This is a genomic window from Archangium sp. (assembly GCF_045802675.1).
In the GTDB taxonomy this organism is placed as follows: Bacteria; Myxococcota; Myxococcia; order Myxococcales; family Myxococcaceae; genus Archangium.
The window spans coordinates 17,837-41,946 of record NZ_JBJMQO010000008.1; the positions used below are offsets into that span (position 1 = coordinate 17,837).

At 67.9% G+C, this 24,110-nt stretch carries 31 protein-coding genes and 1 pseudogene; 24 read left to right on the forward strand and 8 right to left on the reverse strand.

Going from position 1 to position 24,110, the window contains the following annotated elements; all coding sequences use genetic code 11:
• The 4 genes from ACJ8AN_RS01775 to ACJ8AN_RS01790 form a co-directional block, all read right to left on the reverse strand.
• Positions 1-2,106 (reverse strand): ABC transporter permease, encoded by a 2,106-nt coding sequence (locus ACJ8AN_RS01775; protein WP_407753437.1) that lies wholly within the window; start codon positions 2,104-2,106, stop codon positions 1-3.
• Positions 2,106-2,873: an ABC transporter ATP-binding protein gene (locus ACJ8AN_RS01780; protein ID WP_407753438.1), complete on the reverse strand. Its 768-nt coding sequence runs from the start codon at positions 2,871-2,873 to the stop codon at positions 2,106-2,108. Before ACJ8AN_RS01780 ends, ACJ8AN_RS01775 begins: the two co-directional genes overlap by 1 nt.
• Before the next feature lie 45 nt (positions 2,874-2,918).
• Positions 2,919-3,443, reverse strand: a complete 525-nt coding sequence (locus ACJ8AN_RS01785) for a GbsR/MarR family transcriptional regulator (RefSeq protein WP_407753439.1) — start codon at positions 3,441-3,443, stop codon at positions 2,919-2,921.
• Between the two features lie 218 nt (positions 3,444-3,661).
• The gene (locus ACJ8AN_RS01790; RefSeq protein WP_407753440.1) at positions 3,662-4,294 is read right to left on the reverse strand and encodes an RNA-binding protein; all 633 of its coding nucleotides are present in this window, start codon (positions 4,292-4,294) and stop codon (positions 3,662-3,664) included.
• A gap of 211 nt (positions 4,295-4,505) precedes the next feature.
• Here ACJ8AN_RS01790 and ACJ8AN_RS01795 point away from each other — a divergent pair, with 211 nt between their 5' ends.
• The 22 genes from ACJ8AN_RS01795 to ACJ8AN_RS01900 all read left to right on the forward strand — a co-directional run bounded on the left by ACJ8AN_RS01795 (position 4,506) and on the right by ACJ8AN_RS01900 (position 20,874).
• Positions 4,506-4,781, forward strand: coding sequence for a hypothetical protein (locus ACJ8AN_RS01795; RefSeq protein ID WP_407753441.1), 276 nt, complete (start codon positions 4,506-4,508; stop codon positions 4,779-4,781).
• A gap of 144 nt (positions 4,782-4,925) precedes the next feature.
• Complete coding sequence (locus tag ACJ8AN_RS01800) at positions 4,926-5,468, forward strand: hypothetical protein (protein WP_407753442.1); 543 nt, start codon at positions 4,926-4,928, stop codon at positions 5,466-5,468.
• Between the two features lie 102 nt (positions 5,469-5,570).
• The gene (locus ACJ8AN_RS01805; RefSeq protein WP_407753443.1) at positions 5,571-6,008 is read left to right on the forward strand and encodes a tetratricopeptide repeat protein; all 438 of its coding nucleotides are present in this window, start codon (positions 5,571-5,573) and stop codon (positions 6,006-6,008) included.
• Positions 6,009-6,033: 25 nt separating this feature from the next.
• Entirely contained in the window at positions 6,034-6,438 is a 405-nt protein-coding gene (locus tag ACJ8AN_RS01810; protein WP_407753444.1) for a hypothetical protein, read from the forward strand.
• Between the two features lie 9 nt (positions 6,439-6,447).
• Positions 6,448-7,278, forward strand: coding sequence for a sigma-70 family RNA polymerase sigma factor (locus ACJ8AN_RS01815; protein WP_407753445.1), 831 nt, complete (start codon positions 6,448-6,450; stop codon positions 7,276-7,278).
• A gap of 31 nt (positions 7,279-7,309) precedes the next feature.
• Positions 7,310-7,711 carry an ATP-dependent helicase HrpB gene (locus ACJ8AN_RS01820; protein ID WP_407753467.1) on the forward strand — a complete coding sequence of 134 codons (402 nt, stop codon included), beginning with the start codon at positions 7,310-7,312 and terminating at the stop codon, positions 7,709-7,711.
• A gap of 126 nt (positions 7,712-7,837) precedes the next feature.
• A complete protein-coding gene (locus ACJ8AN_RS01825) occupies positions 7,838-8,626 on the forward strand; it encodes a type III secretion protein (RefSeq protein ID WP_407753446.1) in 789 nt (262 codons plus the stop codon).
• Between the two features lie 55 nt (positions 8,627-8,681).
• Complete coding sequence (locus tag ACJ8AN_RS01830) at positions 8,682-10,259, forward strand: hypothetical protein (RefSeq protein WP_407753447.1); 1,578 nt, start codon at positions 8,682-8,684, stop codon at positions 10,257-10,259.
• 27 nt (positions 10,260-10,286) lie between these two features.
• Entirely contained in the window at positions 10,287-10,958 is a 672-nt protein-coding gene (locus tag ACJ8AN_RS01835) for a FliH/SctL family protein (RefSeq protein ID WP_407753448.1), read from the forward strand.
• 3 nt (positions 10,959-10,961) lie between these two features.
• A complete protein-coding gene (gene sctN, locus ACJ8AN_RS01840; RefSeq protein WP_407753449.1) occupies positions 10,962-12,272 on the forward strand; it encodes a type III secretion system ATPase SctN in 1,311 nt (436 codons plus the stop codon).
• Between the two features lie 33 nt (positions 12,273-12,305).
• Entirely contained in the window at positions 12,306-12,797 is a 492-nt protein-coding gene (locus tag ACJ8AN_RS01845; protein ID WP_407753450.1) for a flagellar assembly protein FliH, read from the forward strand.
• A gap of 28 nt (positions 12,798-12,825) precedes the next feature.
• Positions 12,826-13,707: a flagellar hook-length control protein FliK gene (locus ACJ8AN_RS01850; protein ID WP_407753451.1), complete on the forward strand. Its 882-nt coding sequence runs from the start codon at positions 12,826-12,828 to the stop codon at positions 13,705-13,707.
• Positions 13,704-15,086, forward strand: coding sequence for a type III secretion system cytoplasmic ring protein SctQ (sctQ, locus tag ACJ8AN_RS01855; protein WP_407753452.1), 1,383 nt, complete (start codon positions 13,704-13,706; stop codon positions 15,084-15,086). Before ACJ8AN_RS01850 ends, sctQ begins: the two co-directional genes overlap by 4 nt.
• Before the next feature lie 177 nt (positions 15,087-15,263).
• Complete coding sequence (locus ACJ8AN_RS01860) at positions 15,264-15,875, forward strand: flagellar biosynthetic protein FliO (protein ID WP_407753453.1); 612 nt, start codon at positions 15,264-15,266, stop codon at positions 15,873-15,875.
• Positions 15,876-15,886: 11 nt separating this feature from the next.
• Positions 15,887-16,732, forward strand: a complete 846-nt coding sequence (gene sctR / locus ACJ8AN_RS01865; protein WP_407753454.1) for a type III secretion system export apparatus subunit SctR — start codon at positions 15,887-15,889, stop codon at positions 16,730-16,732.
• Positions 16,733-16,739: 7 nt separating this feature from the next.
• Positions 16,740-17,003 (forward strand): flagellar biosynthesis protein FliQ, encoded by a 264-nt coding sequence (gene fliQ / locus ACJ8AN_RS01870; protein WP_407753455.1) that lies wholly within the window; start codon positions 16,740-16,742, stop codon positions 17,001-17,003.
• The gene (locus ACJ8AN_RS01875; RefSeq protein ID WP_407753456.1) at positions 17,000-17,818 is read left to right on the forward strand and encodes a flagellar biosynthetic protein FliR; all 819 of its coding nucleotides are present in this window, start codon (positions 17,000-17,002) and stop codon (positions 17,816-17,818) included. The genes fliQ and ACJ8AN_RS01875 overlap by 4 nt, the downstream gene beginning before the upstream one ends.
• 15 nt (positions 17,819-17,833) lie before the next feature.
• On the forward strand, positions 17,834-18,898 hold the full coding sequence (sctU, locus tag ACJ8AN_RS01880; RefSeq protein WP_407753457.1) for a type III secretion system export apparatus subunit SctU: 1,065 nt from the start codon (positions 17,834-17,836) through the stop codon (positions 18,896-18,898).
• Positions 18,899-18,930: 32 nt separating this feature from the next.
• Positions 18,931-19,212: an EscU/YscU/HrcU family type III secretion system export apparatus switch protein gene (locus ACJ8AN_RS01885; RefSeq protein ID WP_407753458.1), complete on the forward strand. Its 282-nt coding sequence runs from the start codon at positions 18,931-18,933 to the stop codon at positions 19,210-19,212.
• Positions 19,213-19,256: 44 nt separating this feature from the next.
• Positions 19,257-19,733 (forward strand): hypothetical protein, encoded by a 477-nt coding sequence (locus ACJ8AN_RS01890; protein WP_407753459.1) that lies wholly within the window; start codon positions 19,257-19,259, stop codon positions 19,731-19,733.
• 5 nt (positions 19,734-19,738) lie between these two features.
• Complete coding sequence (locus ACJ8AN_RS01895) at positions 19,739-20,218, forward strand: SycD/LcrH family type III secretion system chaperone (protein WP_407753460.1); 480 nt, start codon at positions 19,739-19,741, stop codon at positions 20,216-20,218.
• Between the two features lie 101 nt (positions 20,219-20,319).
• Positions 20,320-20,874, forward strand: coding sequence for a hypothetical protein (locus ACJ8AN_RS01900; protein WP_407753461.1), 555 nt, complete (start codon positions 20,320-20,322; stop codon positions 20,872-20,874).
• Between the two features lie 234 nt (positions 20,875-21,108).
• Here the strand turns inward: ACJ8AN_RS01900 and ACJ8AN_RS01905 are convergent, their stop codons facing one another.
• The gene (locus ACJ8AN_RS01905; RefSeq protein WP_407753462.1) at positions 21,109-21,345 is read right to left on the reverse strand and encodes a hypothetical protein; all 237 of its coding nucleotides are present in this window, start codon (positions 21,343-21,345) and stop codon (positions 21,109-21,111) included.
• A 236-nt stretch (positions 21,346-21,581) separates the two neighbouring features.
• Between ACJ8AN_RS01905 and ACJ8AN_RS01910 the strand changes: the two genes are divergently transcribed.
• Complete coding sequence (locus ACJ8AN_RS01910; RefSeq protein WP_407753463.1) at positions 21,582-21,962, forward strand: hypothetical protein; 381 nt, start codon at positions 21,582-21,584, stop codon at positions 21,960-21,962.
• A gap of 262 nt (positions 21,963-22,224) precedes the next feature.
• On the opposite strand, the gene ACJ8AN_RS01915 is transcribed toward ACJ8AN_RS01910, so the two are convergent.
• Together ACJ8AN_RS01915 and ACJ8AN_RS01920 are read right to left on the reverse strand one after the other, a co-directional pair.
• A complete protein-coding gene (locus ACJ8AN_RS01915; RefSeq protein ID WP_407753464.1) occupies positions 22,225-22,461 on the reverse strand; it encodes a hypothetical protein in 237 nt (78 codons plus the stop codon).
• A gap of 291 nt (positions 22,462-22,752) precedes the next feature.
• Complete coding sequence (locus tag ACJ8AN_RS01920; protein WP_407753465.1) at positions 22,753-22,989, reverse strand: hypothetical protein; 237 nt, start codon at positions 22,987-22,989, stop codon at positions 22,753-22,755.
• A gap of 252 nt (positions 22,990-23,241) precedes the next feature.
• Here ACJ8AN_RS01920 and ACJ8AN_RS01925 point away from each other — a divergent pair, with 252 nt between their 5' ends.
• A complete protein-coding gene (locus ACJ8AN_RS01925; protein ID WP_407753466.1) occupies positions 23,242-23,727 on the forward strand; it encodes a hypothetical protein in 486 nt (161 codons plus the stop codon).
• 171 nt (positions 23,728-23,898) lie between these two features.
• On the opposite strand, the pseudogene ACJ8AN_RS01930 reads toward ACJ8AN_RS01925, so the two are convergent.
• Positions 23,899-24,110, reverse strand: a pseudogene (locus tag ACJ8AN_RS01930) (hypothetical protein); the annotation flags it as partial.

Consider the following 24,110-nt stretch of genomic DNA (forward strand, 5'->3'; position numbering starts at 1 on the left):
TCACTCGTCCGTCTGCATCGCCCGGAGGGGCGAGACCCGGGTCGCGAGGTACGCGGGGTAGAAGGTGGAGAGGGCGGACACCACGAGCACGATGACGAAGGCCGCCACGAGGTTGGACAGGTGGAGGCTGGGGAAGAGGCGGGGCCCGGAGAAGAAGAAGTAGAGCGCCTCGTTGCCGGCGGGGATGCCCGCGCGGCCGAGCATGTGCATGATGACGCCGCCCGCGGACGCGCCGAGCGCGCCGAAGACGAGCCCCAGCACCACCGTCTCCACCAGCACCATGCTCAGCACGAACGAGCGCTGCGCGCCGATGGCCCGCAGGGTGCCCACCTCGCGCACCCGCTGCAGCGTGGCCATCATCATCGCGTTGTTGATGATGACGAGCGCCACCACGAAGATGATGAGCACGGCCACGTAGAGCACCAGCTTGGCCATCAGGACGAACTGGCCGATCATTCCGGAGGCCTTCTGCCAGGAGATGACCCGCAGGGGCATCTTCGAGTCCTCCGCCGACTTCCGCAGCTCGGCCAGGGTCTGCTCCAGCTTCTCCGGATCCTTGAGCATCACCGCGGCGCTGAGCACCACGCCACTTTCAATCTCCTGCTGCGTGTACACCCGGGAGGCCAGCTCCTCGCGGCGCAGCTTCTGGGCGAGCCCGTCGAGCTGCTTGTCCTCGTCGATGAGGCCCGGGGTGGCCTCGGCCACGAGCGAGGCGCTGCCGTCCTCACCGAAGAGGGCGGACTCGGCGTCCTCGCGCTTGAGCTGCTGCACCCCGCTGGCCTTCTGCAGGCCCGCCAGCTCGGCCTTCTTCTCCGCGGTGAGGTAGCCGTACAGCTCCCGGAAGGACATCAGGTCCATCAGGTTGAGCGCGCCGGCGAGCGCGGACTTCTCCAGCCCGTCGAACTGGTAGGTGCCGTAGATCTTCACGTTCACGCTCTGCACGTAGCCGGTGCGCGTGAAGGCGGTGATGGTGAGGTCGTCCCCGATGCGGAGGCGGTACAGGTCGAGCAGCGGCGCCAGCTCGGAGTAGAACTGCTGGTAGCGCGTGTCGAAGTTGGCGTCATCCATGGTGAGGAAGACGGGCAGCAGCTTGCCCAGGTCCGTCTCCTGGCTGCCCAGCGCGCGCTGGAGCCGCTCCACCGCCTGCTTCGTCTTGAGGTCGTCGAGCTGGAAGAGGATCTCCCGCGTCTGCGTCTGGTTCTCCTTCACCCAGCGCTGGAGCTGCGGGTCCATCGCGATGGCCGTGTGGTTGGTCTCACGCGCCTCCTTGATGCGGTCCAACCGGCGCGCCGTCTTGAGCTTGAAGTTCTCCTCGTAGAAGAACTTGGAGAGGAGCATGCCGCGGCGGCCCTCGGGGACGGGGGTGCCATCCACGACGCGCATGCGGTCGAAGGTCTTCTGGAAGTTGACCAGGTCCGTGCCCGCGTAGCGCAGGTAGACCATGTCCCCGTCCGTCACCTGGGGGGCGATGCGGTTCTCCAGGAACTCGAGCGAGCCGAACGGATCCTTGTCGAAGTCCGCCCAGAAGGCCGGGGCGCGGGCGCGGGCCAGGGCCTCCACGTCCGCCGGGTCCGTGGCCTTGTCGTCGACGATCTCGCTGCGCCGCTTCAGGTCCTCCTCGAGCAGGCTGATGATGTGGCGCACGTGAGCCTGGAGGCTGTGGATCTGCTCGCGCAGCCCGGGCGTCTCGTCCTGGGCGGCCTTCTTGTAGAGGTCGCGCAGGCGAGCCAGCGTCAGGTCCACCGTGTTGCCCGAGGTGATGAGGGCGCCGCTGGTGCCCATGGGCACCACCGTCTTCACGTTGGGGTGCTGCTGCACCAGCTCCTTGATGCGCGAGAAGTCATCCATCGCGCTCAGGTCCGGCTCGCCGCCCATCTGCCCGAAGAGCGACAGCTCGTCCTTGGAGTGGTCCGAGTACACCTGGAGATGGCCGGCGACGCTGCCGATGATGCTGCGGCTCATCGCCTCGTCCATGCTGTCGAGGAAGGCGCCGCCCACCACCACCAGCACGGTGCCGAAGAAGATGATGCCTCCGATGAGGAGGTTGATCCTGCTCACGAACAGGTTGCGCAGGGCCACCTGGAGCAGGAGCTTGAGCTGGCCCATCAGTGGCCCTCCGCGCCCACGGCCATGGCCTTCTGGGCCTCGGCGGGGGTGATGCGGTCGAGAATCTTTCCGTCCGCCAGCCGCACCACGGCGTTGGCGTGGTTCATCACCTTGGCGTCGTGGGTGGAGAAGATGAAGGTGGTGCCCTCCTTGCGGTTGAGCTCCTTCATCAGGTCGATGATGGTCTGGCCGGTGACGGAGTCGAGGTTGGCGGTGGGCTCGTCGGCGAGCACCAGCTTGGGCCGGGTGACGAGCGCGCGCGCCACGGCCACGCGCTGGCGCTGACCGCCGGACAGCTCGTTGGGGCGGTGCTTCGCGTGCTTCTCCAGGCCCACCTGCTCCAGCAGCGTCATCACGCGGTTGCGGCGCTCGGTGGCGTCCAGCTTGCGCTGCAGCAGCAGGGGGAACTCCACGTTCTGGAAGACGCTGAGCACCGAGACGAGGTTGAAGCTCTGGAAGATGAAGCCGATGGTGTGCAGCCGCAGGTTCGTGAGCTGCCGCTCAGTGAGCGTCTTGGTGTCCTGGCCGTCCACGCTCACCACGCCCGAGGTGGCCGTGTCCACGCAGCCGATGAGGTTGAGCGCCGTCGTCTTGCCGCTGCCGGACGGGCCCGCGATGGAGATGAACTCACCGGGGTACACCTCGAGCGTCATGCCCCGCAGAGCGGGCACCTGCACCTTGCCCAGGGAGTACGTCTTGGTGGCGTCGGTCAGGGAGACGATGGGCCTGGCACCTTGGGTGGAGGAAACGGCGGAGAGCTGGGTCATGGCGGGTTCGGTCCTTTCCGAGACCGGGGAAGGAGGGGAGGGAGGTTAGCGGGTGGCGTTGCGGCGCGAGCGCGCCGGGGAAGGAGTCACGCTGGCCTGGGTACTGGGCTTGCGTGCGAAGCGGGCCCGCCAGCGCTCGGCGGCACCGGCGAGCTCCTCGCGGTAGAATTCGCAGAACTCCACCGCCTCGCGCAGCTTGTGGCGCCCCTTGAGCCCGGGCCTGGCGAGCGCGTCCTCGCACAGCCCGCTCAGGGCCTCCATGGCGGAGATCGCCAGCTCGAGCCGGTGATCCCACCCCGCGCTGTTGAAGACGTAGTAGTGGCGGCGGTCCCCGGGAATGCTGGCGGGATCCACCAGGCCGCTGGCCTGCAACTGGCGGATGTTGGTGGACACCGAGGCCGGGCTCACCCGCAGCAGCGTGGCGAGCTCGCCCAGCGCCAGCGGCTTGTCGGCCAGCAGCAGCAATCCAAGGATGCGGCCGCCGATTCGCGGCACGCCCTGGCGCTCGAAGAACAGGCCCATCGACTCGATGAACCGCTCTTCCTCTGCACTCACACCGTCCTGCCGCATGTGCTGCTTCTCCCGGGAGGGAAGTCGCGCACCCGTCTACTGGCGTCAGGATGTTCAGTCAATACTGAAGGAACTGATACCCGGACCGGGAGTCCGGGTCGGTGTGCGCGGCGGCGGTGGTGTATTGCCTCCTGGCCCGCCGTGCACGTCACGATGGGCTCGCGGCATCACGTCGGATGCCGCGAGCAGGGAATCACTCCCATGAGGCGTGTGCCAGCTCAGTGCTTATCGCCGCCCTGGTCGCCCGCGCCGCCCACGTCACCGGAGCCGCCCACGTCACCGCCCATCTGGCCGGAGCCGCCCACGTCACCGCCCACGTCCTTGCCCTTGTTGATGTCCTGGTCCAGGCCCGAGCCGCCCATGTCCTGGTTGATGCCCGTGTCCGAGTCCAGGCCGCTGCCACCCATGCTGGTGTCCAGCGAGATGCTCTTGGCGACGTTCTGGTTGTCCTTGATGTCGAAGCTGGTGCGGACCTGCTGGCCCTCCTTGAGGTCGCCCGCCTTCTTGAGGGTGGGATCCTGGAACTTGGTCTGCTTGTCCACCTTGAAGTCGATGATGCCGTTGTCGGTCTTCAGGCTGAGCTTGTCCTTGCTGCTCTTCACCACCGTGCCGGTGATTTCCTTCTGGCCCATCTGGGCGCCGCTGGTGCTGCCCATCTGGCCCATCTGCGAGCCGCTGGGGCTGCCCATGCTGCCCTGCTGGCCCTGGACACCGGAGCCACCGGAGGCATCGCCGCCCATCTGCTGGCCGCTCTGGGTCTGGCTCTTGCCCTGGTCCTCGTTGTTGGCCAGTGCCAGGCCAGAGCTCAGCAGCGCCACGGACGCGAACAGCCCCACAAGTCTCTTCGTCATGGATGTGTCTCCTCGTCAGGCGGAGGCCGTGCCCCCCATGGACGTGCCCCCCGCTCGGCAAAAGCTAGGTGCGCCGTGGGAACCGGACAGGGAGTGAATGAGAAACGGGAGCGCCCGTTCCCTCCTCGGGCGTCTTGTCCTGGAGCGCTTCTCCGCCCGGTGGGCAGGCAGCTTGAACCCGATGGGGTTTTTCCCCTACCGTCTTCCCACCATGCCCCCTCCCTCGAAGCAGCCCGCTCCCGTCGCCGAGCCCCTGCCCACCCCGTCCTTCCCCGCCATCGAGTCCTTCATCGAGGGCGCCACCCCCGAGGAGGTCCAGTCCCTCTTCACCCCGATGAAGAACGAGCTGGCCAACCTCAAGGGCCCCAAGGCGGAGCAGGCCAAGAAGGTCCAGGCCGCCATCTCCCGCACCGAGGAACTGCTCGGCGTACTGCTCGAGACGCGCGAGCGGCTGGTGGCCGAGTCCAAGGGCAAGGGCCGGAAATAACTGGCGTTTCGTGCCCCTGACGCACTTTTTTGGTGTCCCCCACGCAACTGTGCCGGGCGATCACCGATAATCAGGAAAAGGGAGTGCAGGAATCCCCCCCCGCGCTCCGAGACCTTGGGTCGTTCCATCCCCTGGAGAGCAACCATGAAGATCGACAGCACCCTGAACATGCCGCGGATGTCCACCAACGTGACGACGGGCCGCATGACCCCGGACACCAGCTTCGCCGCGCGCGTCCAGTCGGGCGTGGGCACCGCCGCCAACGCGGTGGCCGGTGGCGTCGGCGTGGTGGCCAACATGGTGCCCGGTGGCTCCGTGGTCTCCGCGGCGGTCTCCTCGCTCACCACCTTCGGCAACAGCTCCGGCTCCGGCTCGGGGCCCTACGGCGCGGCCCTGAGCTCCGGCGGCGCGCCCATGAGCACCACGCTCAACAGCGGCGGCGGCATCTCCTCCCTGGGCGGCACGGCCGGTGGCGGCACCACCACCAACGGCGTGAACGTCGGTGGCAGCGGCAGCAACGTGGCCGGTGAGTTCAACGGCGAGATGCAGAACATGTTCACCGAGCAGAAGAAGCTGCTGGGCATGCAGGTCGCCATGCAGAAGGAGAACCAGGTGTTCTCCACCATCTCCAACGTGCTGAAGACCCGGCACGACTCGGCGAAGAACTCCATCGGCAACATCCGCTAGACTCGGCGGCGGATGGTTTCACGAGCCCGCCGCTTCCGCGGGAGGACGCGGTAGAGTCCTCCCCGGTCCGGCGGCCGGGCCAGGAAAGGAAGCACACGTCACATGGCGGAGACCTCGGAGATCTCGGGCAGCCTCGTTCCACTCGCCAAGCGGGAGGCGATGATCCTCCTGGAGGCGGGCTACCTCTGGCTCGACATGGGCCAGTTCGACAAGGCGCGTGACGTGTTCGCCGGGGCGGCGGTGCTGATGCCCAAGAGCGAGGTGCCGCAACTGGCGCTCGGCTCGCTCGAGTTCGCCCAGGGCCGGCACGACAAGGCCCTGCAGGCCTACCGGGCCGCCCAGCGGCTCGCCCCCAACTCCGGACTGCCGCGGGCCCACGTGGCCGAGGCCCTGTTGTTCATGGGCAAGGTGCCGGAGGCCATGAAGGAGCTCAAGGCCGCCATGGACCTGGACCCGGAGGGGGACGGGGGGCGCCTGGCCCAGGCGCTCATCGCCGCGAAAGAGGCGGGGGCTCTGCCGCCCGCCGCGGCCAAGAAGTAGGATGCGTTGACAGGAGGAGATGCCGATGTCGGTCGGTGGAGTTGGACGAGGGGGCGGAAAGGGACGTGCCGGAGGCGCCAAGGGTGCCTCGGGCAAAGCGCCGGCCGGCAAGGCAGGGGCGTCGTCGTTCGGCGGCGCGGTGGATCGCACCGCGGGACTGGTGGGCCCCTCGGGCCTGGTGGGCTCCAGCAATGTGCAGGGACCCCAGGCCTCGGACCCCGTCACCTCCCAGGCGCTCGCCATCGCCAAGCAGCTGAAGAACGGCGACTTCAAGAACAAGGAGGAGGCGACCAAGAAGCTCGTCGCCGAGGTGCTCAAGGAAAAGCTGCGGATGAAGTCGTCGGCGCTCACCAGCAAGATCGCCGATGCCTTGCAGGATGACCCCCGACTGAATCAGGCCCTCGAGCGGTTGTGGTCGAAGGCCGAGTGAAGGGCGCCCTTGGCTCTCGGCGAAGACAAGAAGGTCCTCCTGGAGAAGTACGGTCCCTACGTCCGGTCGCTCGCGTCGACCGTGCGCAGGCAGTTCTCCGCCCAGCTCGAGCTCGATGAGCTCATCGCCTACGGCCAGATTGGCCTGCTCGAGGCGGCGGATCGTTTTGATCCCAAGGTTGGGGCCAACTTCCTCACCTTTGCCCACTACCGCATCAAGGGCGCCATCTACGATGGGCTGCGCAAGATGGGGGTGCTCAAGGGTTCGGATGCGCGTTCCGCCTACACGGGTGAGCGCGCCACGGCGTATTTGGGAAATCTTTCGGATCGCGAGCAGGGAGGAGGCAACCGCGGAGGGTCCATGGACGATGATGTCATGGAGATTTCCAACGCGGTGGCGGGGCTGGCGATGGTGTTCGCGACCAGTCTCGAAGGTTCGGAGTCGCTGGGCTTCTCGGACGAGTCCCTGCCGGTGGATCAACGGCTGGAGCTCGAGCAGCAGCGGGTGAGGGTGAGGGCGGCGATCGAGAAGTTGCCGGAGAAGGAGCGCCGGCTGCTCCAGGGCTACTACTTCCAGGGCAAGACGCTGGAAGAGGCGGGGGCGGAGATAGGGCAGTCGAAGAGCTGGGCGTCGCGGCTGCACGCGCGGGCCATTGAGCGGCTCAAGGAATTGTTGAACGAGGAGGGCTCATCCTCCCCTGAAGATTCAAGGAGGCAGTCACATGGCGGGTCCGATGGTCGGCGTCTCGGCGGCGCAGATCGCCCAGCAGAAGTTGCAGGATCAGGGCGCGCAGCAGGTCAACAAGCAGGGGGCCTCGAAGTTCGACGCGGCCCTCGCTAACAAGTCTCAGGGCGTCGGTGGCCCGGAGCAGGTGAACCAGGCGAAGGCCACCCAGGCGACCCAGGCCACCCAGAAGGCCGAGCAGGTGCGTCATGCCGAGGCCGTCAACAAGACGGAGAAGGCGGCGCTCAACAAGGTCAACGGTGCCGCCCAGGAGCCCGCCACCGCGCGCGGCGCCGAGGCCGTCGCCGGCAAGCAGGAGACCAACAAGGCCGGCAGCATGCTGGGCCACGTGGTCAGCGAGCTGGAGAAGGGCCAGGTCAACATGGACAAGCTCATCCAGGCGGGCGCGTCCGGAAAGACGTTCTCCAACGCCGAGCTCCTGTCGCTCCAGGCCGGCATGTACAAGTACACCCAGGAGCTGGACCTCACGAGCAAGGTCGTCGAGAAGGCCACCAGCGGTCTGAAGGACACCCTGAAGACCCAGGTGTAGCGAGCAGCCGGGCTTGGGCCCGAGTGCTTCCGGAGGGCGTCTCCTCACCACGAGGGGGCGCCCTTCCGCGTTTTCCGGGTTGGCACTTGTTGGGAGGAAGGCCGCCCATCTAAGCTAGGCGCGCCCATGACGCTCCGACCGTACGCGCTCGCTGCCCTCCTCGTTCTCGTGGTGGGGACCGGCTGCACCATCGACCTGCAACACGAACTCTCTGAACAGGACGCCAATGAAATCTACGTCCTGCTCAGCAAGAACGGCATCAACGCCACGAAGCTGAAGGAGGAAGGCGGCCAGGAGCTGAAGTTCCGCATCCAGGTGCCCAAGGCCGACGCCGCGCAGGCCGCCGAGCTGCTGCGCGCGTATTCGCTGCCGCGCCCCATGGAGAAGGGCCTGGCCCACTTCGCCAAGGGCGGCATGGTGCCCACCGCCACCGAGGAGCGCGCCATGTTGCTCAAGGCGCTCGGCGGTGAGGTGTCCAACGCGCTCAATCAGATCGACGGCGTGCTGGAGGCCCGGGCCATCGTGATGATCCCGGAGAACAACGACCTCACGCAGCCGGAGAACAAGCCGCTGCCCTCGGCGTCGGTGTTCATCAAGTTCCGGCCGGGGCCGCGCAACGAGCCGCCCATCAAGCGCGAGGACGTGCAGCAGTTCGTGTCCACCGCGGTGCCGGAGCTCAAGCCGGCGGCGGTGACGGTGCTGCTCACGCCGGCCGCCGCGCCCGAGGCCGACGTGGGCCCGGAGAGCCGTCTGCAGGACGTGTTCGGCATGCGCATGACGGTGGGCAGCGTGAGCCAGTTCCGCATGATGGCCGCGGTGGCCGTGCTGCTCATCCTCGCTTCCATCGGCCTGGCGGTGTGGCCGCTGCTGCGCGGTGGTGGTTCCGCTCCCGCGGGGGCCCGCTCCCGCAAGTAGTCGTACGAGCCCCGTCCGTCGTTTCCCTGGAACGCCTTCCCCCGCGGGGTGACCGTTGGAACAGTTCTTCACCTCGCTGAGCAAGCGACAGACGATGATGCTGCTGACCGCCATCACCTTTGGCGGTCAGGAGGGCGTCGCCGCGCTGGAGCACCTGCCCGAGGAGGAGGCGGAGCTGCTCCAGCACCGGGCCCAGGAAATCCTCCAGATTCCGCGCGAGAAGCGGATTCCCCTGCTGGTCCAGGAGATCAAGCGGCTGGTGAAGGACCAGCGTGGGCAGCTGTGGACCGCCGATCCGGAGCGTCTGGCGGCCCTGCTCAAGCGCGAGCGCGCCGCCCTGGTGGAGGTGGTGCTGCGCGCGCTGCCGGGGCCCCTGGCCGATGCGGTGCGCTCGCACCTGCCGTCCTCGGGCAAGGTGAAGCTCGCGCGCGAGGTGCGGCCCCAGGTGCTGGACGTCGTGCGCTGGAAGCTCGAGGAGCGGCTCTCCCGCGAGACCTCGGCGCAGGTACCCTTCAAGTTCACCGACGTGCTGCTGCTGCAGACGCGTGAGCTGCTCACCGTATGTGACCGGCTGGGCGCGCGCGTGCTCGGACCGGCACTCGCGGGCCTCTCCGACACCGATCGCGAGCCGGCCTTCGCGGTGCTGCCGCCCCACCTGCGCCAGCTCGCCACGCGCGCCGTGACGGCCAATGCCCCGCGCAAGCTCCCCGAGGAGGAGTCCCGGGAGCAGCTCGAGCAGTACGGCGGCCTGGAGAACCTGGCCGGGGCCATCCGGGGCGCCGGCGTGCACCGGCTGGCTCGCGCGAGCGTGGCCCAGTCCGCCGAGTTCTCCGCGCGCCTGGTGGAGAAGCACCGCGGCGACTTCGGACAGCTGCTGATGAAGTGGGTGCGCGAGGAGCGGGCCCGGCCCACGACTCGCGGCGACGGTGGCCGCACGGACATCGTCACGGACCTGGAGCGGCTCGCGGCCCGGGGTCTCATCGAGCGTCCGGTGCGCCTCACCCCGCCGCGTCCTCCCGCGCTCGGGCCTCCGCCCTCCCTCGCGGGCAGCGGCAAGGCGGTGCCGCCGCCTCCCGCCAGCCGCAACCCGTCCATGTCGCGCGAGATGCGCGCGGGGGACAGCTCGGAGCAGTCCGTCCGCCGCTCCATGTCCTCCCAGTCGGTCTCCGGCGTGCGGAGGGATCCCATCGCCGAGCGCCAGGCGCGCCGGGCGGGGGCCACCTCGAACAACTACGGAGGGCGGGAGCAGGAGGCGCCGCCGGAGTCCGCTCCCTCGCGGGTGAGCCGGGTGTCGTCCCGGAGCGCCCGGGATGGGGCGGAGGTGAAGCCGGACCCCGGTGGGGCGCGCATCGGGCCGCCGCCGTCGCGGACCGGGGCCATTCCCAGCACCCGCTCGCGTGTCAACGAGCCGCCCGTGCCGGAATCGGAAGGCTCGCGCATCATCCGCTCGCCCCTGGCGCGCACGCAGAGCCGGAGCGCAGCGGCCGAGCCCGAGGCCGATCGCCCGCCCAGGGTGCTGGGGACCAACACCAATCTACCGGCGGTGCGGCCCGAGAGGCCTTCAGCTCCACGGCGCGAGCGGCCAGGTACACCGGGGACGAGTGGGCGTGGACCGCGGGGCGGAACGCGCTAGCATTCGCCCGCTGACAAGGAGCTTTCCATGGCGATCGGCAAGGTGATCAAGGGCGATTCGGGGGCCGAGCCGCTGCCCGGCGGAGATCGGCCGGTGTTGCGTCCACCGCGCCCGGGCGTGATGAACGCCGAGGTCTTCGACGCCCGGCAGAGCGCCCAGGGCATCCTCGAGGAGGCGCAGCGCGAGAAGGAGCGCATCCTCGCGGAGGCCCAGCGCGAGCGCGAGGAGCTGCTCGCCAAGACGCGCGAGCAGGGCCGGCAGGAAGGCCTCGCCCAGGCCACGGAGACGATCCTCCGCGCGAAGATGCAGGCCGGGGAGATGATGGCCCAGCAGGAGCGGGATGTCATCTCGCTGGCGTGCAAGATCGCCGAGAAGATCATCGGCCGGGACGTGGAGCGCGATCCCTCGCTGCTGGCGGACATCTGCGCCAAGGCCATCGAGGAGCTGCGCAACGCGCGGGCGGTGGTGCTCCGGGTGAATCCGAAGTCGGCCGCGGTGCTGCGCGCCCGCAAGGCCGAGCTGATGGAGATGATCGGCCGGGCGGTGGACGTGTCCATCAAGGAAGACCCCGACGTGGCCCCGGTGGGCTGCATCGTGCAGACGGAGTTCGGCAAGGTGGACGCGCAACTGCCCACCCAGTTCGAGATGCTCCAGAACGTGCTCTTCCCGGACCTGGGCAAGAAGGAAGGTCCTCCGTAAGCCATGGCACTCGATCTCTCGCGCTACTACGCGCTCATCAAGGAAGCGCCGCTGTACCGGGTGCGGGGCCGCGTCACCGAGCTGACGGGTCTGGTCATCAAGGCCAGCGTGCCCGGCGTGCGCGTGGGCGAGCTGGTGCTCATCAAGGGCGCCACCCGCTCCGCGGTGAAGGCCGAGGTGGTGGGGTTCCAGGGCGACGAGGTCATGCTCATGCCCCTGGGCGAGCTCCAGGGCATCGGCCCCGACAGTGAGGTCATCCCCACCGGCCGGCCCCTCGCCATCAAGTGCGGCGAGGGACTGCTCGGCCGCGTGCTCAACGGCATCGGCGAGCCCATGGATGGCAAGCCGCTCCCCGACGGCATGATGGACTGGTCGGTGGACCGGGACTGCCCGGACCCCTTCACGCGCCAGCGCATCGAGCGGCCGCTGCCCCTGGGCGTGCGCTGCATCGACGGGCTGCTCACCGTGGGCGAGGGCCAGCGCGTGGGCCTCTTCGCCGGCTCGGGCGTCGGTAAGTCCACGCTGATGGGGCAGATCGCCCGGAACACCCAGGCGGACCTGTGCGTCGTGGCGCTGATCGGCGAGCGTGGCCGCGAAGTGCGCGAGTTCATCGAGGACGCCATGGGCGAGGAGGGCATGAAGCGCTCCGTGCTGGTGTGCGCCACCTCGGACCAGCCGAGCCTCGTGCGTCTGCGCGCCGCCTACGTGGCCACGGCCATCGCCGAGTACTTCCGCGAGCGCGGCGGCAACGTCCTCTTCATGCTCGACACGGTGACGCGTCTGGCCCGCGCCCAGCGTGAAATCGGCCTCGCCATCGGCGAGCCCCCGGCCCGTCAGGGCTACCCCCCGAGCGTCTTCTCCATGCTGCCGCGCATCCTCGAGCGCACGGGCAACTCGGACAAGGGCAAGTGCACCGCCATCTACACCTGCCTCGTGGCCGGCGGTGACATGGAGGAGCCCATCGCCGACGAAGTCCGCGGTATTCTCGACGGCCACTTCATCCTCAACCGCGCCCTGGGCGAGCGCAACCAGTGGCCCGCCATGGACGTGCTCGCCAGCCTCTCCCGTGTGATGAGCGGCATCGTCTCCAAGGAGCACAAGAAGGCCGCGGGCAAGCTGCGCGAGACGCTCTCCACCTACGAGAAGCAGCGCGACCTCATCCTCCTGGGCGCCTACCAGTACGGCACGGACCCCCGGACGGACTACGCCATCGACAAGTACGACGCCATCATCGACTTCCTCAAGCAGGACACCCACTCCAACAGCCCCTACGAGGAAACCGTCGAGAAGCTCATCGCTCTCTTCGAGGAGTGACGTCCCGGGGGCATTCCGGGGTAGGATCGCCCCATGCCCCCCTATCGTTTGCAAGCCCTGCTGGAGATTCGCGAGCGTGCCAAGGAGGAGGCCGAGAATGCCTTCTCCGACGCCGTCAAGGCCGCGGAGAAGCAGAAGGCCGAGCTCAAGCGCATGGAGCAGGAGCTCGAGCAGCGCAAGGCCGAGCGCAAGCAGAAGGTGAAGGAGTACCTCCAGCAGATCATGGCCAAGGGCAACACCGGGCCCAACAGCTTCACCATGATGAACCGCTACGAGGAGCGCCTGAAGGACGAGGAGGCGCAGCTCGCGCTGGAGATCGAACAGCAGAAGGAGGCCGTCAAGGTCGCCGAGCGGCTGGTCGAGCAGCGGCGCCGGGAGATGGCCGAGGCCGCCAAGGAGCTCAAGGCCATCGAGAAGAACAAGGAGACCTTCCTGAAACAGGTCCGCGCCGAGCGCCAGGCGAAGGAGGAGCTGAATCAGGAGGAAATCGGGAACACCTTGTTCCTGATGCGCCAGCGCAAGTAACCTTGGCGTCCCCCCAGGTGGTGTCGCGATGAGCCGAGTCGAAGACGATCGTCAGGCGCAGAGGGCCGCGGAGCGGCTGGTCCAGGAGAAGCATCTCCAGGAGTCCAAGGCGAAGCAGCGCCAGGAGGGGGAGTCCGCCTTCTCCCGGCTGGTGCAGCAGCAGAAGGCCGCGGCCCAGCAGCCGGCGCAGAAGCCGCCCGCGCAGCAGAACCTGGGCCAGTCCGTCCTGGCGCGCCTCAAGCAGGAGGGCAAGTCCGGAGAGCTGCGCGGCAAGCAGAACGAGGCGGGCAAGCCCGAGGGCCAGGCCACCCAGGCCCGCAAGCAGGAGCAGGGCGTCACGCAGACGCGCACCGAGTCGCGCTCGACCGACGCCAAGGTCACCGACGAGACCCTGGACGAGCGCGGCGAGGCCTTCACCCAGGACGGGGACAAGGCGGCGCTCGGCGCGATGGCGGGCCGCGAGGCCAAGGGCTCGCTCAAGTCGAACGCGGATGGCGGCGGCGGCAAGGGCGGGGACGGCAAGGACAAGGAGAAGGGCTCGGAGCTGGCCGCGGGCTTCCGTTTCAACCCCGCTCTCATGGCTCCCGTGCCGGTGGCCCAGCCCAAGCCCACCTCGGGCTCGGAGCGGCTGCGTGCCATCGCCAATGAGATCGCCCAGAAGATCGTCGAGCGCGTGCGCGTGGGCACCAACGCCGCGGGCAACGCCGAGTTCCAGATCGACCTGCGCAACGACGTGCTCAAGGGCCTGTCCATCAAGCTCTCGACCAAGAACGGGAAGATCCACGCCACCTTCAGCGGCAACGACCGTGAAGTGCTGAAGATGCTCGAGGAGCAGCGCGAGACTCTCAAGAAGGCCCTGGCCGGACGCGGTCTCACCCTCGAGGAGCTCAAGGTCGAGGCGAAGTCATGAGTCCCGGCGCGGACGACGAGCCCGGCGAGCACGAACGGACCATGGTGGTGGACGCCCGGCTGCTGAAGCGGCCGGAGCGGCCGGAGCGGCCGGAGCGGCCGGTGAAGCCGTGGAAGCCCTTCACCTTCACGAAGCTGGAGAAGGTGTCGCGCAACGAGTCCCGGCTCACCGGCCGGCTCAAGTGGCTCACGCCCAGGACCGAGGCCACCGAGGCGCTGTGCGCCCGGCTCAAGGGCATCTTCGACACGCAGGTGTCCTTCACGCAGGAGGCGGTGCGGGTGCTCGCGCCGGCCGAGCTGCGCCGCCACATCTCCGAGCCCACCTTCCTGTCCTTCCTGGTGCCCGGTCCGCATCGTGGCCGCGCGGTGCTGGAGTTGGAGCTGTCCCTGGCGCACGCGGCGGTGGACCTGCTGCTGGGCGGCGCGGGCGAGATGGTTGGCCTGCGGCCCCTGACGGACATCGAGGAGGGAGTGGCGAGCTTCGTCATCCTCGAGGCGCTCAAGGCGTTGGCGCCGGGGATGGATCCGGGTCAGCCCAAGCTGCGGCTGGACGGCGTGGCGCGCGGGGTGGACGAGGCGGCGGCGCGGCTGGGCGAGGAGGGGCCGGTGCTGGTGGTGCAGCTCCGGGCTCGGCTCGGCTCGCAAGAGGGCATGGTGCGCCTCTTCGTCCCCTCGGGCGTGGTGGACGTGATGGAGCCGGCCCAGGTGGCCGAACAGCGGCGGGCCCTGTTGCAAGCGGACGTGCAGGCCCACCTGTCACGGCTCTCGTCGGTGCGCACCTGGCTGCGCGCGGACATCGGCCACGCGGAGATCTCCGCGCAGGACCTGTCGAGCCTCCGGGTGAAGGACGTGGTGCTGGTGGACGCGCTCTCGGCCCGGCCGGACCGGGGCGAGGAGGGCAGCGCGCGGCTGTGTCTGGGCCTGGCCCGAAGGGGCTACCTGGACGCGCAGGTCTTCGTGGAGAACGGCCAGTACCAGGCCCGCATCACGGAGGTGGTGCTCGGCGAGCAGCCCCTCCTGCGGCGCAGTGGGCCCAGCGATGCGGACGAGGCCGCGGCCGATGTCCTGGCCGAGTCGGGGGAGGAGGAGTTCACCGACCCCGAGAGGCGCAACCCCTTGGCGGAGAGTGGAGCCGTGGACGACAGAATGGAAGCAGGCGACCTGCTGGGTGACATTCCCCTGCAGATCTCCGTGGAGCTGGCCCGGGTGCCGGTGACGGCGGACCAGGTGGTGGCCCTGCGGGTGGGGCAGGTTGTCGAGCTGCACCGGGCACCCGGTGAGCCGGTGGACCTGTCCGTCAATGGCAAGGTGATCGCCCGGGGCGAGCTGGTGGAGATGGAGGGGCAGCTGGGCGTGCGGATCCTCTCGCTGGCGGGCTGAGGCCCACGAGGAGAGTGGCGCGTGGCCCGGCGGGGTGACCCAAGCAGGCGAGCGAAGGCATGGAGCAGGCGAGGGGGCGCCCGTGGCGGTCTCCCCTCCAATGCACTAGCCTCGCGGCCCACCATGGCAGTGTTCCCCGTCTTTCCCCCGCGCCCGGCCCTGCTGGTGTGCGCGTGCATGCTGTTGGCCCCAGTGGCCCGGGCCGAGGCTCCCGCTCCGGGTGCGCGGCCCGCTCCCACCGCCGAAGCGGCGCCCGCGAACAAGGCCGAGGCTCCCGCGGCGCGGGCCGCTCCCGCCCAGGTGGCCGCTCCCGCTCCGGCCTCCACGCCGCAGCCCACGCTCGATGAGCACCCCTCGCTGCCTCCCGGCATGGAGGAGGAGCCCGAGAGCGTCACGTGGCTGCTGACGCGCACACTGCTGATGCTGGGCGCGGTGGTGGGCCTCATCTACCTCACGCTCAACGTGGGCCTGCGCAAGCTGATGGGCCTGCAGGGCGTGTCCATGGGGCGCTCCTCGGTGGTGTCGGTGGTGGAGCGCGTGGCGTTGGATCAGCGCCGCACCCTCTTCGTGCTGAAGGCCGCGGACGAGTACCTGTTGGTGGGGGGTGGCGAGGCCGGACTGCAACTGCTCTCCAAGCTCGACACCGAGGCCGTGGAGCGCATCCGCGCCGCGCGTCCCGCGAGCAACGTGGTTTCCATTTCCCCCTTCCTCCAGAAGCTCCTCGCCCGCCGCGACGCCACGCAGCAGGGTGCTACCCGACCGAGCGGCACCCAGCCGCCGGGTGCCTGAAGAGACGACCCGTGAGATTCACGCCCAACGTTCGCCTCCCCGCCCTCCGCCTCTCGCCGTGGCTCTTCAGCGTGTTCTTCGCGTTGGAGCCCGTCCTCGCCTTCGCCAAACGCGGCGGTGGGGGCGGCGGTAGCGGCGGTACCTCCGATCTCGCCAACGTGAACGTCGATGCGGTGAGCCCCGACTCCTTCGCCTCGCGGCCGCTGGTGCTGATGTTGGCGCTGGCCGCGCTGTCGCTCGTCCCCTTCGTGCTGATGATGGTGACGAGCTTCGTGAAGATCTCCGTGGTGCTCTCCATCGTGCGCTCGGCGCTCGGCACCCAGCAGATTCCGCCCACCCAGGTCATCACCGGCCTGGCCATCATCCTCACCGTCTACATCATGGCCCCGGTGGGGCAGGCCATGTACCGGGCCTCGGAGATGGACATCCTCTCCCGGGGACCGGGCCTCTTGTCCTCCGAGTCGGTGGGCAAGCTCCTGGAAGCGGCCGACAAGTCCAAGGAGCCGCTGCGCAACTTCCTCAACAAGAAGATCACCGCGAAGGATCGCGCGCTCTTCTTCAACCTGGCCAAGAAGATGCGGGCCACCGAGGAGGACCGTCAGCAGCTCACCGAGAAGGACTTCATGATCATCGTGCCGGCCTTCGTGGTGTCCGAGCTCAAGGAGGCCTTCCAGATCGGCTTCCTGCTGTTCGTGCCCTTCATCGTCATCGACATGGTGGTGGCCAACATCCTGCTGGCGCTCGGCATGCAGATGCTCTCGCCCACCACCATCTCCATGCCCTTCAAGCTGCTCCTCTTCGTCGTCGTGGATGGCTGGTACCTCATCGCCAAGGGCCTGGTCGTCGGCTACCTGTGAGACGCACATGCATCAGCTCAACAGCATCCTCCAGCAGGCGCTCTATCTGGTCGTCCTCACCTCGGCCCCGGCGGTGGTGATCGCCCTGGTGGTCGGTCTGATCGTGGCCGTGTTCCAGGCCACCACGCAGATCCAGGAGCAGACGCTCACGTTCGCGCCCAAGCTCGTCGCCGTGTTCGGCATCCTGGCGCTCACCGGCCCGTGGATCGGCAACCAGCTGGTGCGCTTCACCTACCACGTCTTCGATCAGTTCCCGGCCCTGCTCAGATGAACGTCCAGGACATCATCGCCCGGCTGACGGAGCAGGCCAACCTCTCGCTCGTCATCTTCACGGTGGGCCTGCTGTTGTGCCGCATCATGCCGGTGCTGGTGCTCTCGCCCTTCCTGGGCGGCGAGGTGGTGCCCACGGAAATCAAGATGGGCGTGGGCGTCACGCTCTCCATCGTGCTCTTCCCGGCGGTGAGCGCGCGCATGGGCGCCATCCCCACCAGCGCGCTGCCCTATATCGGGCTGCTGCTCAAGGAGATCTTCATCGGCGTCACCCTGTCCACCATCGTCAACATGATCTTCGAGGCGGCGCGCGTGGCCGGCACCATCTCCGACACCATGTCGGGCGCCAACAACGCGCAGCTGCTCGTGCCGCAGCTCGGCCAGCAGGTGTCGCTCTTCGCCAACCTCAAGGTGCAGCTGGCGGTGGTGCTCTTCCTCTCGCTCAACGGCCACCACCTGGTCATCGAGGCGCTCGCCGACAGCCTCGCCGTCGTGCCCCTGGACCGCTTCCCCCGCTTCAGCTCGGGGCAGTGGGCCTTCTTCGAGCTGTTCATCCGCTCCTTCGCGGACCTGTTGAAGATCGCCATCGCGCTCTCGGCGCCCACCCTGCTGGCCTCGTTCCTCACGGACATGGCGCTGGGTGCCGTCAACCGCGTGGCGCCCCAGGTGCAGGTGTTCTTCATCTCCATGTCCATCAAGCCCCTGGTGACGGTCATCGTCGTCACCATGTCTCTGGGCCTCATCATGGGACGCATGCAGGTGGAGTTCGCCTCCATGCTGGTCATGCTTCGCCGTGCCATCAACCTGCTCGGTTGAGCCGGAGTCCCCTCCGTGTCCGACGATAAAACCGAAGAACCCACATCTAAAAAGCTCGATGACGCGCGCAAGAAGGGTCAGATCTGGAAGAGCAAGGATCTGACGGGCGTGTTCGGCCTCGTCGTGGGTCTGGGCGTGGTCAAGTCCACCTGGCCCGACGTCGAGTCGAAGGTCACCGAGCTCTTCCGCTACAGCTTCGACCACATCGCCCACCCGGAGGGCATCCAGGAAGCCACCTCCCATCTCATGACGATGGGCCTCAACAGCGTCCTCATGCTGTCGCTGCCCGTCGTCGCGGCGGTGGCGCTCGTGGGCGGCCTGGTGGACTTCCTCCTCGTGGGCTCGCTGTTCACCATCGATCCGCTCTTCCCCAAGCTGGAGAAGCTCAACCCCATCGCGGGCCTGAAGAACCTCATCTCCAAGAAGCAGATCGTCGAGCTGCTCAAGAACCTCGTGAAGATCTCCGTGGCCGGCTACGTGACCTTCGGCGTGGTGCGCGATTCCATGCCGCTGGTGGTGGAGACGGTGCGCAACGACATCAACGTCACCCTCGCGGTGATGGGCGAGCTGCTCTACCGGCTCGCCATGCGCGTGGGCATGGTCTTCTTCCTCTTCGCCATCTTCGACGTCTGGTGGCAGCGCATGTCCTACATGAAGGACATGATGATGTCGAAGGAGGACGTGAAGAAGGAATACAAGGAGAGCGAGGGCGATCCGCACACCAAGGCCAAGCGCAAGGAGATGGCGCACGAGCTGCTGGAGGGCGCGCAGATGGACGCGGTGAAGGACGCGGACGTCATCGTCACCAACCCGGACCACGTGGCCGTGGCGCTCAAGTACGACAAGGACAAGGACGTGGCGCCGCGGGTGCTCGTCAAGGGCCTGGACTTCAAGGCCGAGCGCATCAAGGCCCTGGCCCGCGAGGTGGACGTGCCCACGCTGCGCAACGTGCCCCTGGCGCACGCGCTGCTGCGCGTGGACGTGGGCGAGCAGGTCCCCGAGGAGCTGTACGACGCCGTCGCCGAGGTGCTCAACTTCGTCTACGGCCTGAAGAACGAGACCCCGGCGGCGCGGGCCTGAGGCTTGGCCCCCACCCCTGACGCGAGGTTCCCATGAGTGAAGAAGTCGAGATGGCGATCGCGCTCAAGTACGACAAGGACAAGGACACCGCGCCGCGCGTGGTGGCCAAGGGGCTGCGCCTCAAGGCGGAGAAGATCCGGGAGATCGCCCGGCAGTACAACATCCCCTTCATGAAGAACGTGCCGCTGGCCAACGCGCTCTACCGCGTGGACGTGGGCCAGGAGGTCCCCGAGGAGCTCTACGACGCCGTCGCCGAGGTCCTCAATTTCGTCTTCGAGTTGCAGCGCGAGCAGCAGTCAGGCGGCAAACGTTGACGGTGGGCTGGACAGCGCGCCCCCACCTGGAGTGAGCTTGGATCATGGCCAAAATCAACAACCAGCCCCCGAGAGCACCCGTCTGGCCCTGGGGAGGACCCCGCTCGGTTCGCGAGAAGCTGGTCGACCCGTCCCAGTTCGACCGCAAGAAGCGCAAGGCCGGCAACCCCAAGAGCCCCGCGCTCGCCTCGGCGGCGCTGCTGGACTTCATCGGTCCGGCGCACTCCTCGGAGGAGATCCGCCTGCCCGAGCCGCCGCACCCCAAGGGCCATGACGCGGACCTCGAGGGCATGTCGGACCGGCCCTACCTGGGCAGCGTGGCCGGACGCGGGGACGGGGATCAGCGCCAGCTGCTCGAGCGCAGCATGGGCCGCATCAACGCGCCGCCCGAGCGCATGGAGCGCCTCAAGGGCCTGCTGCAGCGCGAGGCGCAGATGCTGAACCTCGTGGGCCAGGTGCACTCGGAGATCCAGGACATCCAGCGCCGCATGCGCGAGGAGCAGCAGGAAGAGGGCTACTAGGCACCATGGCCGCATCCGACAGCAACAACCCCCCGCAGGACGAGGCCCGGCTCACCGCGATGATGCAGCGCTGGGCGGAGGGCAAGGCCACGTTGCGCGAGGTGCGCGGCTACTCGGACGAGGAGCTGTACGCCATCGCGAAGACGGCCTACTACTTCTACTACCAGGGCCGCATCTCCGAGGCGCGCACGCTCTTCCAGGGCCTCTACGCCATCAACCCCGCGGACGCCTACTTCGCCAAGGCGCTCGGGGTGGTGGAGATGGCCGCCGGCAACGCGCAGGGTGCCCTGGCCGCCTACGACGTGGCCCTCAAGCTGGATGGCCGGGACGCGCAGGCCTACGTGGGCCGCGCCGAGGTGCGGCTCGCCATGGGCCAGAAGTCGCAGGCGGTGGAGGATCTCCGCCGCGCCGTGTCGCTGGCCCCCGAGGAGGATCCGGTGGCTCGCAAGGCCAATGCGATGATTGACGCGCTCACGCGCCGCTGAGCCGGTCCTGGCACGGCGGCGCTTGTTTCGGGAGTTTACGGCTGTTCTGGACAGCCGGATTTTCGAGTAGTGTTGGTAGTCACCACCCGGAGGAATCCCTCATGTCGACGTCGAATCCCCCCAAGGTCACTGTGCCCGCCGAAATGCCCCCCGAGGCGCCCCCCGAGCTGATCGCCAAGCGCGACCCGCTCATCGCCGAGCTGGAGAACGCCGCGAAGTCCGCGACGGGCTCGCTGCAGCAGGTGCTGCGCAAGCTGGCGGGCCTGCTCAAGAGCACCACCGCGAAGCCGGGCGCGCCCATCGACGTCGGCCTCTTCGAGGACGTCAAGATGGCCTTCGAGCGCTTCTCGAAGGAGCCGCCCGAGGTGATCGCCAAGAAGCCGGCGATCCTCAACCAGGGTCTGGAGTGGATGCAGACCTACCTCGCGTCGCGTGGCTTCCCCGTGGCGGGTGCCGCGCCCGCGGCCCCCTCGGCGGCTGGGGGCAAGCGCGCCGGCAATGACAGCTTCGAGTCCGGCGCGTCGCAGCGGGCCCGCGCCCTCTCGGGTGAGGCGCCGCCTCCTCCCGCGCAGCAGGGCACGGTCGGCTCGAAGGAGCAGATCGAGTCCATCAAGAACTGGCAGATGAACCCTGGCCTGGGCAAGGTCAAGGGCTGAGCCGTCGCGAGCCTGGCCCATGCCCTCTCCGGAGGTGCATGGGCCGGCAGCGTCGGAGTAGTACCCGTGAGGAGACAGGAGTGGGGCGGCGTCGCGAGCCGCCCACCGCGGGCGCCCGGAGCGGGCGGAGTGGCTCCGGGGAAAAATAAAAAGCCGACCCCCCGAGGACCGCTCCGAGAGGAGCAGGACCAGGAGAGGCCGGCTGGGAAACCCGGCGGCCGAAGCCGCGGGCCACTAGCGCATGTTGTTGATGGTGGCCATCGCGATTTCGTTGAGCTTCTTGCTGATGTTGGACAGGAAGGCCACGGTCTCCTGCTGCTTCTGCAGGGCGTACTGAGCCATGGCGCGGTCCTTGTCGGCGCCCTCGAGGCCGGCGAACAGCTTGTTGTTCGGGTCGACCTGCTGGTTCGAGTTGGAAACGGCGTTGCTCAGGTGCTTCGAGGCGCTACCGCTCAGTCCGTCCATGGCCATGGTGTCTTCTCCGCTGCTCTAAAGGGGTGGGGTACCGCGAAAGTAGTGACTGCTGACTGCTTACACTTGGATTATCGGGGGGAGGCGGCGGGAGTTTCCTCCTCCTTTTTCCTCCGGATTTTCCCGGGCCGGACGCACAATTCGTCCACGGTCTCAGCGGCGGGAAGCAACTCGCCGGCGGGTGCCGCGATAATCCTGGTAAGATTTCACCTGTTTCCTCCAGGAGGACGATTTCCATGGATCCCATTTCCTCGAAGTCCACTGCCGCCACCAGCTCCACCCGGTCCTCAGGGCTCTCCGATAGCCAGCGCAACGCCATCTGGGAGAACGGCCTGAAGGAGAGCACCGACAAGGCCCGTAACCCTGGCCCCGATGGCTTCAAGCTCGGCTCCTCCCGGATCGACCGCTACGAGGGCAAGGTGAAGGAGGACATGAAGGCCTTCCTCGAGAAGAACAAGGACAACCCCAACCTCACCGAGGCGCAGATCCAGGACGAGCTCAAGAAGAGCATCTCCAAGCGCCAGGGGTACGAGTTCGTCAACAAGATGACGGACGACTACTTCTTCAACAAGCTCATGTCCCGCGCGAAGGAGCTGAGCCAGGACACCTGGTCCTGAGCTCCAGCGATTGCTGAAGGCGGCACTGCCGCTTCCGGGCCGCTCGGTCGGTCCTTGGCCTCGAAAGGGGAACAAGGACCCGAGCGGCCTTCGTGTTTTCCGGGGGGCTCGGGCCGTGGGCTGCGGGATGGCGTGCCTCGAGCGGGATCAGTGGCGGCACACCCTGGAGAGCACAAAAAAGCCGACCCCCCGAGGACCGCTCCGAGAGGAGCAGGACCAGGAGGGGCCGGCTGGGAAACCCGGCGGCCGAAGCCGCAGGCCACTAGCGCATGTTGTTGATGGTGGCCATCGCGATTTCGTTGAGCTTCTTGCTGATGTTCGACAGGAAGGCCACGGTCTCCTGCTGCTTCTGCAGGGCGTACTGAGCCATGGCGCGGTCCTTGTCGGCACCCTCGAGGCCGGCGAACAGCTTGTTGTTCGGGTCGACCTGCTGGTTCGAGTTGGCAACGGCGTTGCTCAGGTGCTGCGAGGCGCTACCGCTCAGTCCGTCCATGGCCATGGTGTCTTCTCCGCTGCTCTAAAGGGGTGGGGTACCGCGGAAGTAGTGACTGCTGACTGCTTACACTTGGATTATCGGGGGGAGGCGGCGGGAGTTTCCTCCTCCTTTTTCCTCCGGATTTTTTCCGGAGCCCGCCGGCTCACCCGGGAAGCGGGGGGCCAGGCGCGGCAAGGGCGGCCCACGGCGCGGCGAGGCACCGGGAAAAAAGAAACCGGCCCCTCGAGGACCGCTCCGAGAGGAGCAGGACCGAGGAGCCGGTGGAAGAAACCCAGCGGCCGAAGCCGCGGGCCACTAGCGCATGTTGTTGATGGTGGCCATCGCGATTTCGTTGAGCTTCTTGCTGATGTTGGACAGGAAGGCCACGGTCTCCTGCTGCTTCTGCAGGGCGTACTGGGCCATGGCGCGGTCCTTGTCGGCGCCCTCGAGGCCGGCGAACAGCTTGTTGTTCGGGTCGACCTGCTGGTTCGAGTTGGCAACGGCGTTGCTCAGGTGCTTCGAGGCGCTACCGCTCAGTCCGTCCATGGCCATGGTATCTTCTCCGCTGCTCTAAAGGGTGGGGTACCGCGGAAGTAGTGACTGCTTACACCTGGATTATCGGTGGGCGGCCGCGGGAGTTTCCTCCCTCTTTTTCCTCCCTCTTTTCCTCCGGATTATGAGGCCCGGGAGAGGGCTGGTATGCTCCCCGCCAAACCTCTTGGAGGAACTCGCATGTCGACTTCCACATCTGGTGGCTCTGTGCCCCGCTCCATCCCTGCGGAACTCATCACCAAGAGGGAGCAGTTGCTCGTCGATCTGGATAAAGCCGCGAAGGCCGCCGCAGCTCATCCCACGCTCCAGCAGGTGCTGCAGAAGTCGCTGGTGCTGGTGCAGGCCACCAAGCATGGGACGCCGCTCAGCGCCGAGTCGTGCCGGGAGATCCAGGAAGCCTTCCTGAACTTCGCCCAGGACCCCACGACTCCTCGGCTGCCGCAGGCCCTGACGGATGCACTGGCGTGGCTGGAGAAGTACGTCGTGGCGAGCATGGCCCTGCTGCCAAAGGGAACGCAGGCCCAGCTGATGGGGGCCGAGTCGGGTTCCCCGGGAGTGCTCGTAGGCAAGCGCGGCAAGGACAGCTTCGAGTCGAGCGCCGCCCAGCGGGCCCGCACCCTCTCGGGTGAATCGCCTCTTCCTCCCGCGCAGCCCGGTGGCGCGACGGGCCCGAAGGAGCAGCTCGAGCCCATCAAGAACTGGCAGATGAATCCGGGCTGGGGAAAGGTGAAGGGCTGAGCCGTCGCGGGCCTGGCCCAGGGTCCTCCTCGGAGGGCCATGGGCACCGCGGGCGGCCGGAGCCGGTGGTGAGGCACCGGGAAAAAAGAAACCGGCCCCTCGAGGACCGCTCCGAGAGGAGCAGGACCGAGGAGCCGGTGGAAGAAACCCGGCGGCCGAAGCCGCAGGCCACTAGCGCATGTTGTTGATGGTGGCCATCGCGATTTCGTTGAGCTTCTTGCTGATGTTCGACAGGAAGGCCACGGTCTCCTGCTGCTTCTGCAGGGCGTACTGGGCCATGGCGCGATCCTTGTCGGCGCCCTCGAGACCGGCGAACAGCTTGTTGTTCGGGTCGACCTGCTGGTTCGAGTTGGCAACGGCGTTGCTCAGGTGCTGCGAGGCGC

Excerpts from the sequence above, each read along its gene's own strand:
- ACJ8AN_RS01775 (WP_407753437.1), bottom strand. The coding sequence starts at position 2,106 with ATGGGCCAGCTCAAGCTCCTGCTCCAGGTGGCCCTGCGCAACCTGTTC.
- ACJ8AN_RS01780 (WP_407753438.1), bottom strand. The coding sequence starts at position 2,873 with ATGACCCAGCTCTCCGCCGTTTCCTCCACCCAAGGTGCCAGGCCCATC.
- ACJ8AN_RS01785 (WP_407753439.1), bottom strand. The coding sequence starts at position 3,443 with ATGCGGCAGGACGGTGTGAGTGCAGAGGAAGAGCGGTTCATCGAGTCG.
- ACJ8AN_RS01790 (WP_407753440.1), bottom strand. The coding sequence starts at position 4,294 with ATGACGAAGAGACTTGTGGGGCTGTTCGCGTCCGTGGCGCTGCTGAGC.
- ACJ8AN_RS01795 (WP_407753441.1), top strand. The coding sequence starts at position 4,506 with ATGCCCCCTCCCTCGAAGCAGCCCGCTCCCGTCGCCGAGCCCCTGCCC.
- ACJ8AN_RS01800 (WP_407753442.1), top strand. The coding sequence starts at position 4,926 with ATGAAGATCGACAGCACCCTGAACATGCCGCGGATGTCCACCAACGTG.
- ACJ8AN_RS01805 (WP_407753443.1), top strand. The coding sequence starts at position 5,571 with ATGGCGGAGACCTCGGAGATCTCGGGCAGCCTCGTTCCACTCGCCAAG.
- ACJ8AN_RS01810 (WP_407753444.1), top strand. The coding sequence starts at position 6,034 with ATGTCGGTCGGTGGAGTTGGACGAGGGGGCGGAAAGGGACGTGCCGGA.
- ACJ8AN_RS01825 (WP_407753446.1), top strand. The coding sequence starts at position 7,838 with ATGACGCTCCGACCGTACGCGCTCGCTGCCCTCCTCGTTCTCGTGGTG.
- ACJ8AN_RS01835 (WP_407753448.1), top strand. The coding sequence starts at position 10,287 with ATGGCGATCGGCAAGGTGATCAAGGGCGATTCGGGGGCCGAGCCGCTG.
- sctN (WP_407753449.1), top strand. The coding sequence starts at position 10,962 with ATGGCACTCGATCTCTCGCGCTACTACGCGCTCATCAAGGAAGCGCCG.
- ACJ8AN_RS01845 (WP_407753450.1), top strand. The coding sequence starts at position 12,306 with ATGCCCCCCTATCGTTTGCAAGCCCTGCTGGAGATTCGCGAGCGTGCC.
- ACJ8AN_RS01850 (WP_407753451.1), top strand. The coding sequence starts at position 12,826 with ATGAGCCGAGTCGAAGACGATCGTCAGGCGCAGAGGGCCGCGGAGCGG.
- sctQ (WP_407753452.1), top strand. The coding sequence starts at position 13,704 with ATGAGTCCCGGCGCGGACGACGAGCCCGGCGAGCACGAACGGACCATG.
- ACJ8AN_RS01860 (WP_407753453.1), top strand. The coding sequence starts at position 15,264 with ATGCTGTTGGCCCCAGTGGCCCGGGCCGAGGCTCCCGCTCCGGGTGCG.
- fliQ (WP_407753455.1), top strand. The coding sequence starts at position 16,740 with ATGCATCAGCTCAACAGCATCCTCCAGCAGGCGCTCTATCTGGTCGTC.
- ACJ8AN_RS01875 (WP_407753456.1), top strand. The coding sequence starts at position 17,000 with ATGAACGTCCAGGACATCATCGCCCGGCTGACGGAGCAGGCCAACCTC.
- ACJ8AN_RS01885 (WP_407753458.1), top strand. The coding sequence starts at position 18,931 with ATGAGTGAAGAAGTCGAGATGGCGATCGCGCTCAAGTACGACAAGGAC.
- ACJ8AN_RS01890 (WP_407753459.1), top strand. The coding sequence starts at position 19,257 with ATGGCCAAAATCAACAACCAGCCCCCGAGAGCACCCGTCTGGCCCTGG.
- ACJ8AN_RS01895 (WP_407753460.1), top strand. The coding sequence starts at position 19,739 with ATGGCCGCATCCGACAGCAACAACCCCCCGCAGGACGAGGCCCGGCTC.
- ACJ8AN_RS01900 (WP_407753461.1), top strand. The coding sequence starts at position 20,320 with ATGTCGACGTCGAATCCCCCCAAGGTCACTGTGCCCGCCGAAATGCCC.
- ACJ8AN_RS01905 (WP_407753462.1), bottom strand. The coding sequence starts at position 21,345 with ATGGCCATGGACGGACTGAGCGGTAGCGCCTCGAAGCACCTGAGCAAC.
- ACJ8AN_RS01910 (WP_407753463.1), top strand. The coding sequence starts at position 21,582 with ATGGATCCCATTTCCTCGAAGTCCACTGCCGCCACCAGCTCCACCCGG.
- ACJ8AN_RS01915 (WP_407753464.1), bottom strand. The coding sequence starts at position 22,461 with ATGGCCATGGACGGACTGAGCGGTAGCGCCTCGCAGCACCTGAGCAAC.
- ACJ8AN_RS01920 (WP_407753465.1), bottom strand. The coding sequence starts at position 22,989 with ATGGCCATGGACGGACTGAGCGGTAGCGCCTCGAAGCACCTGAGCAAC.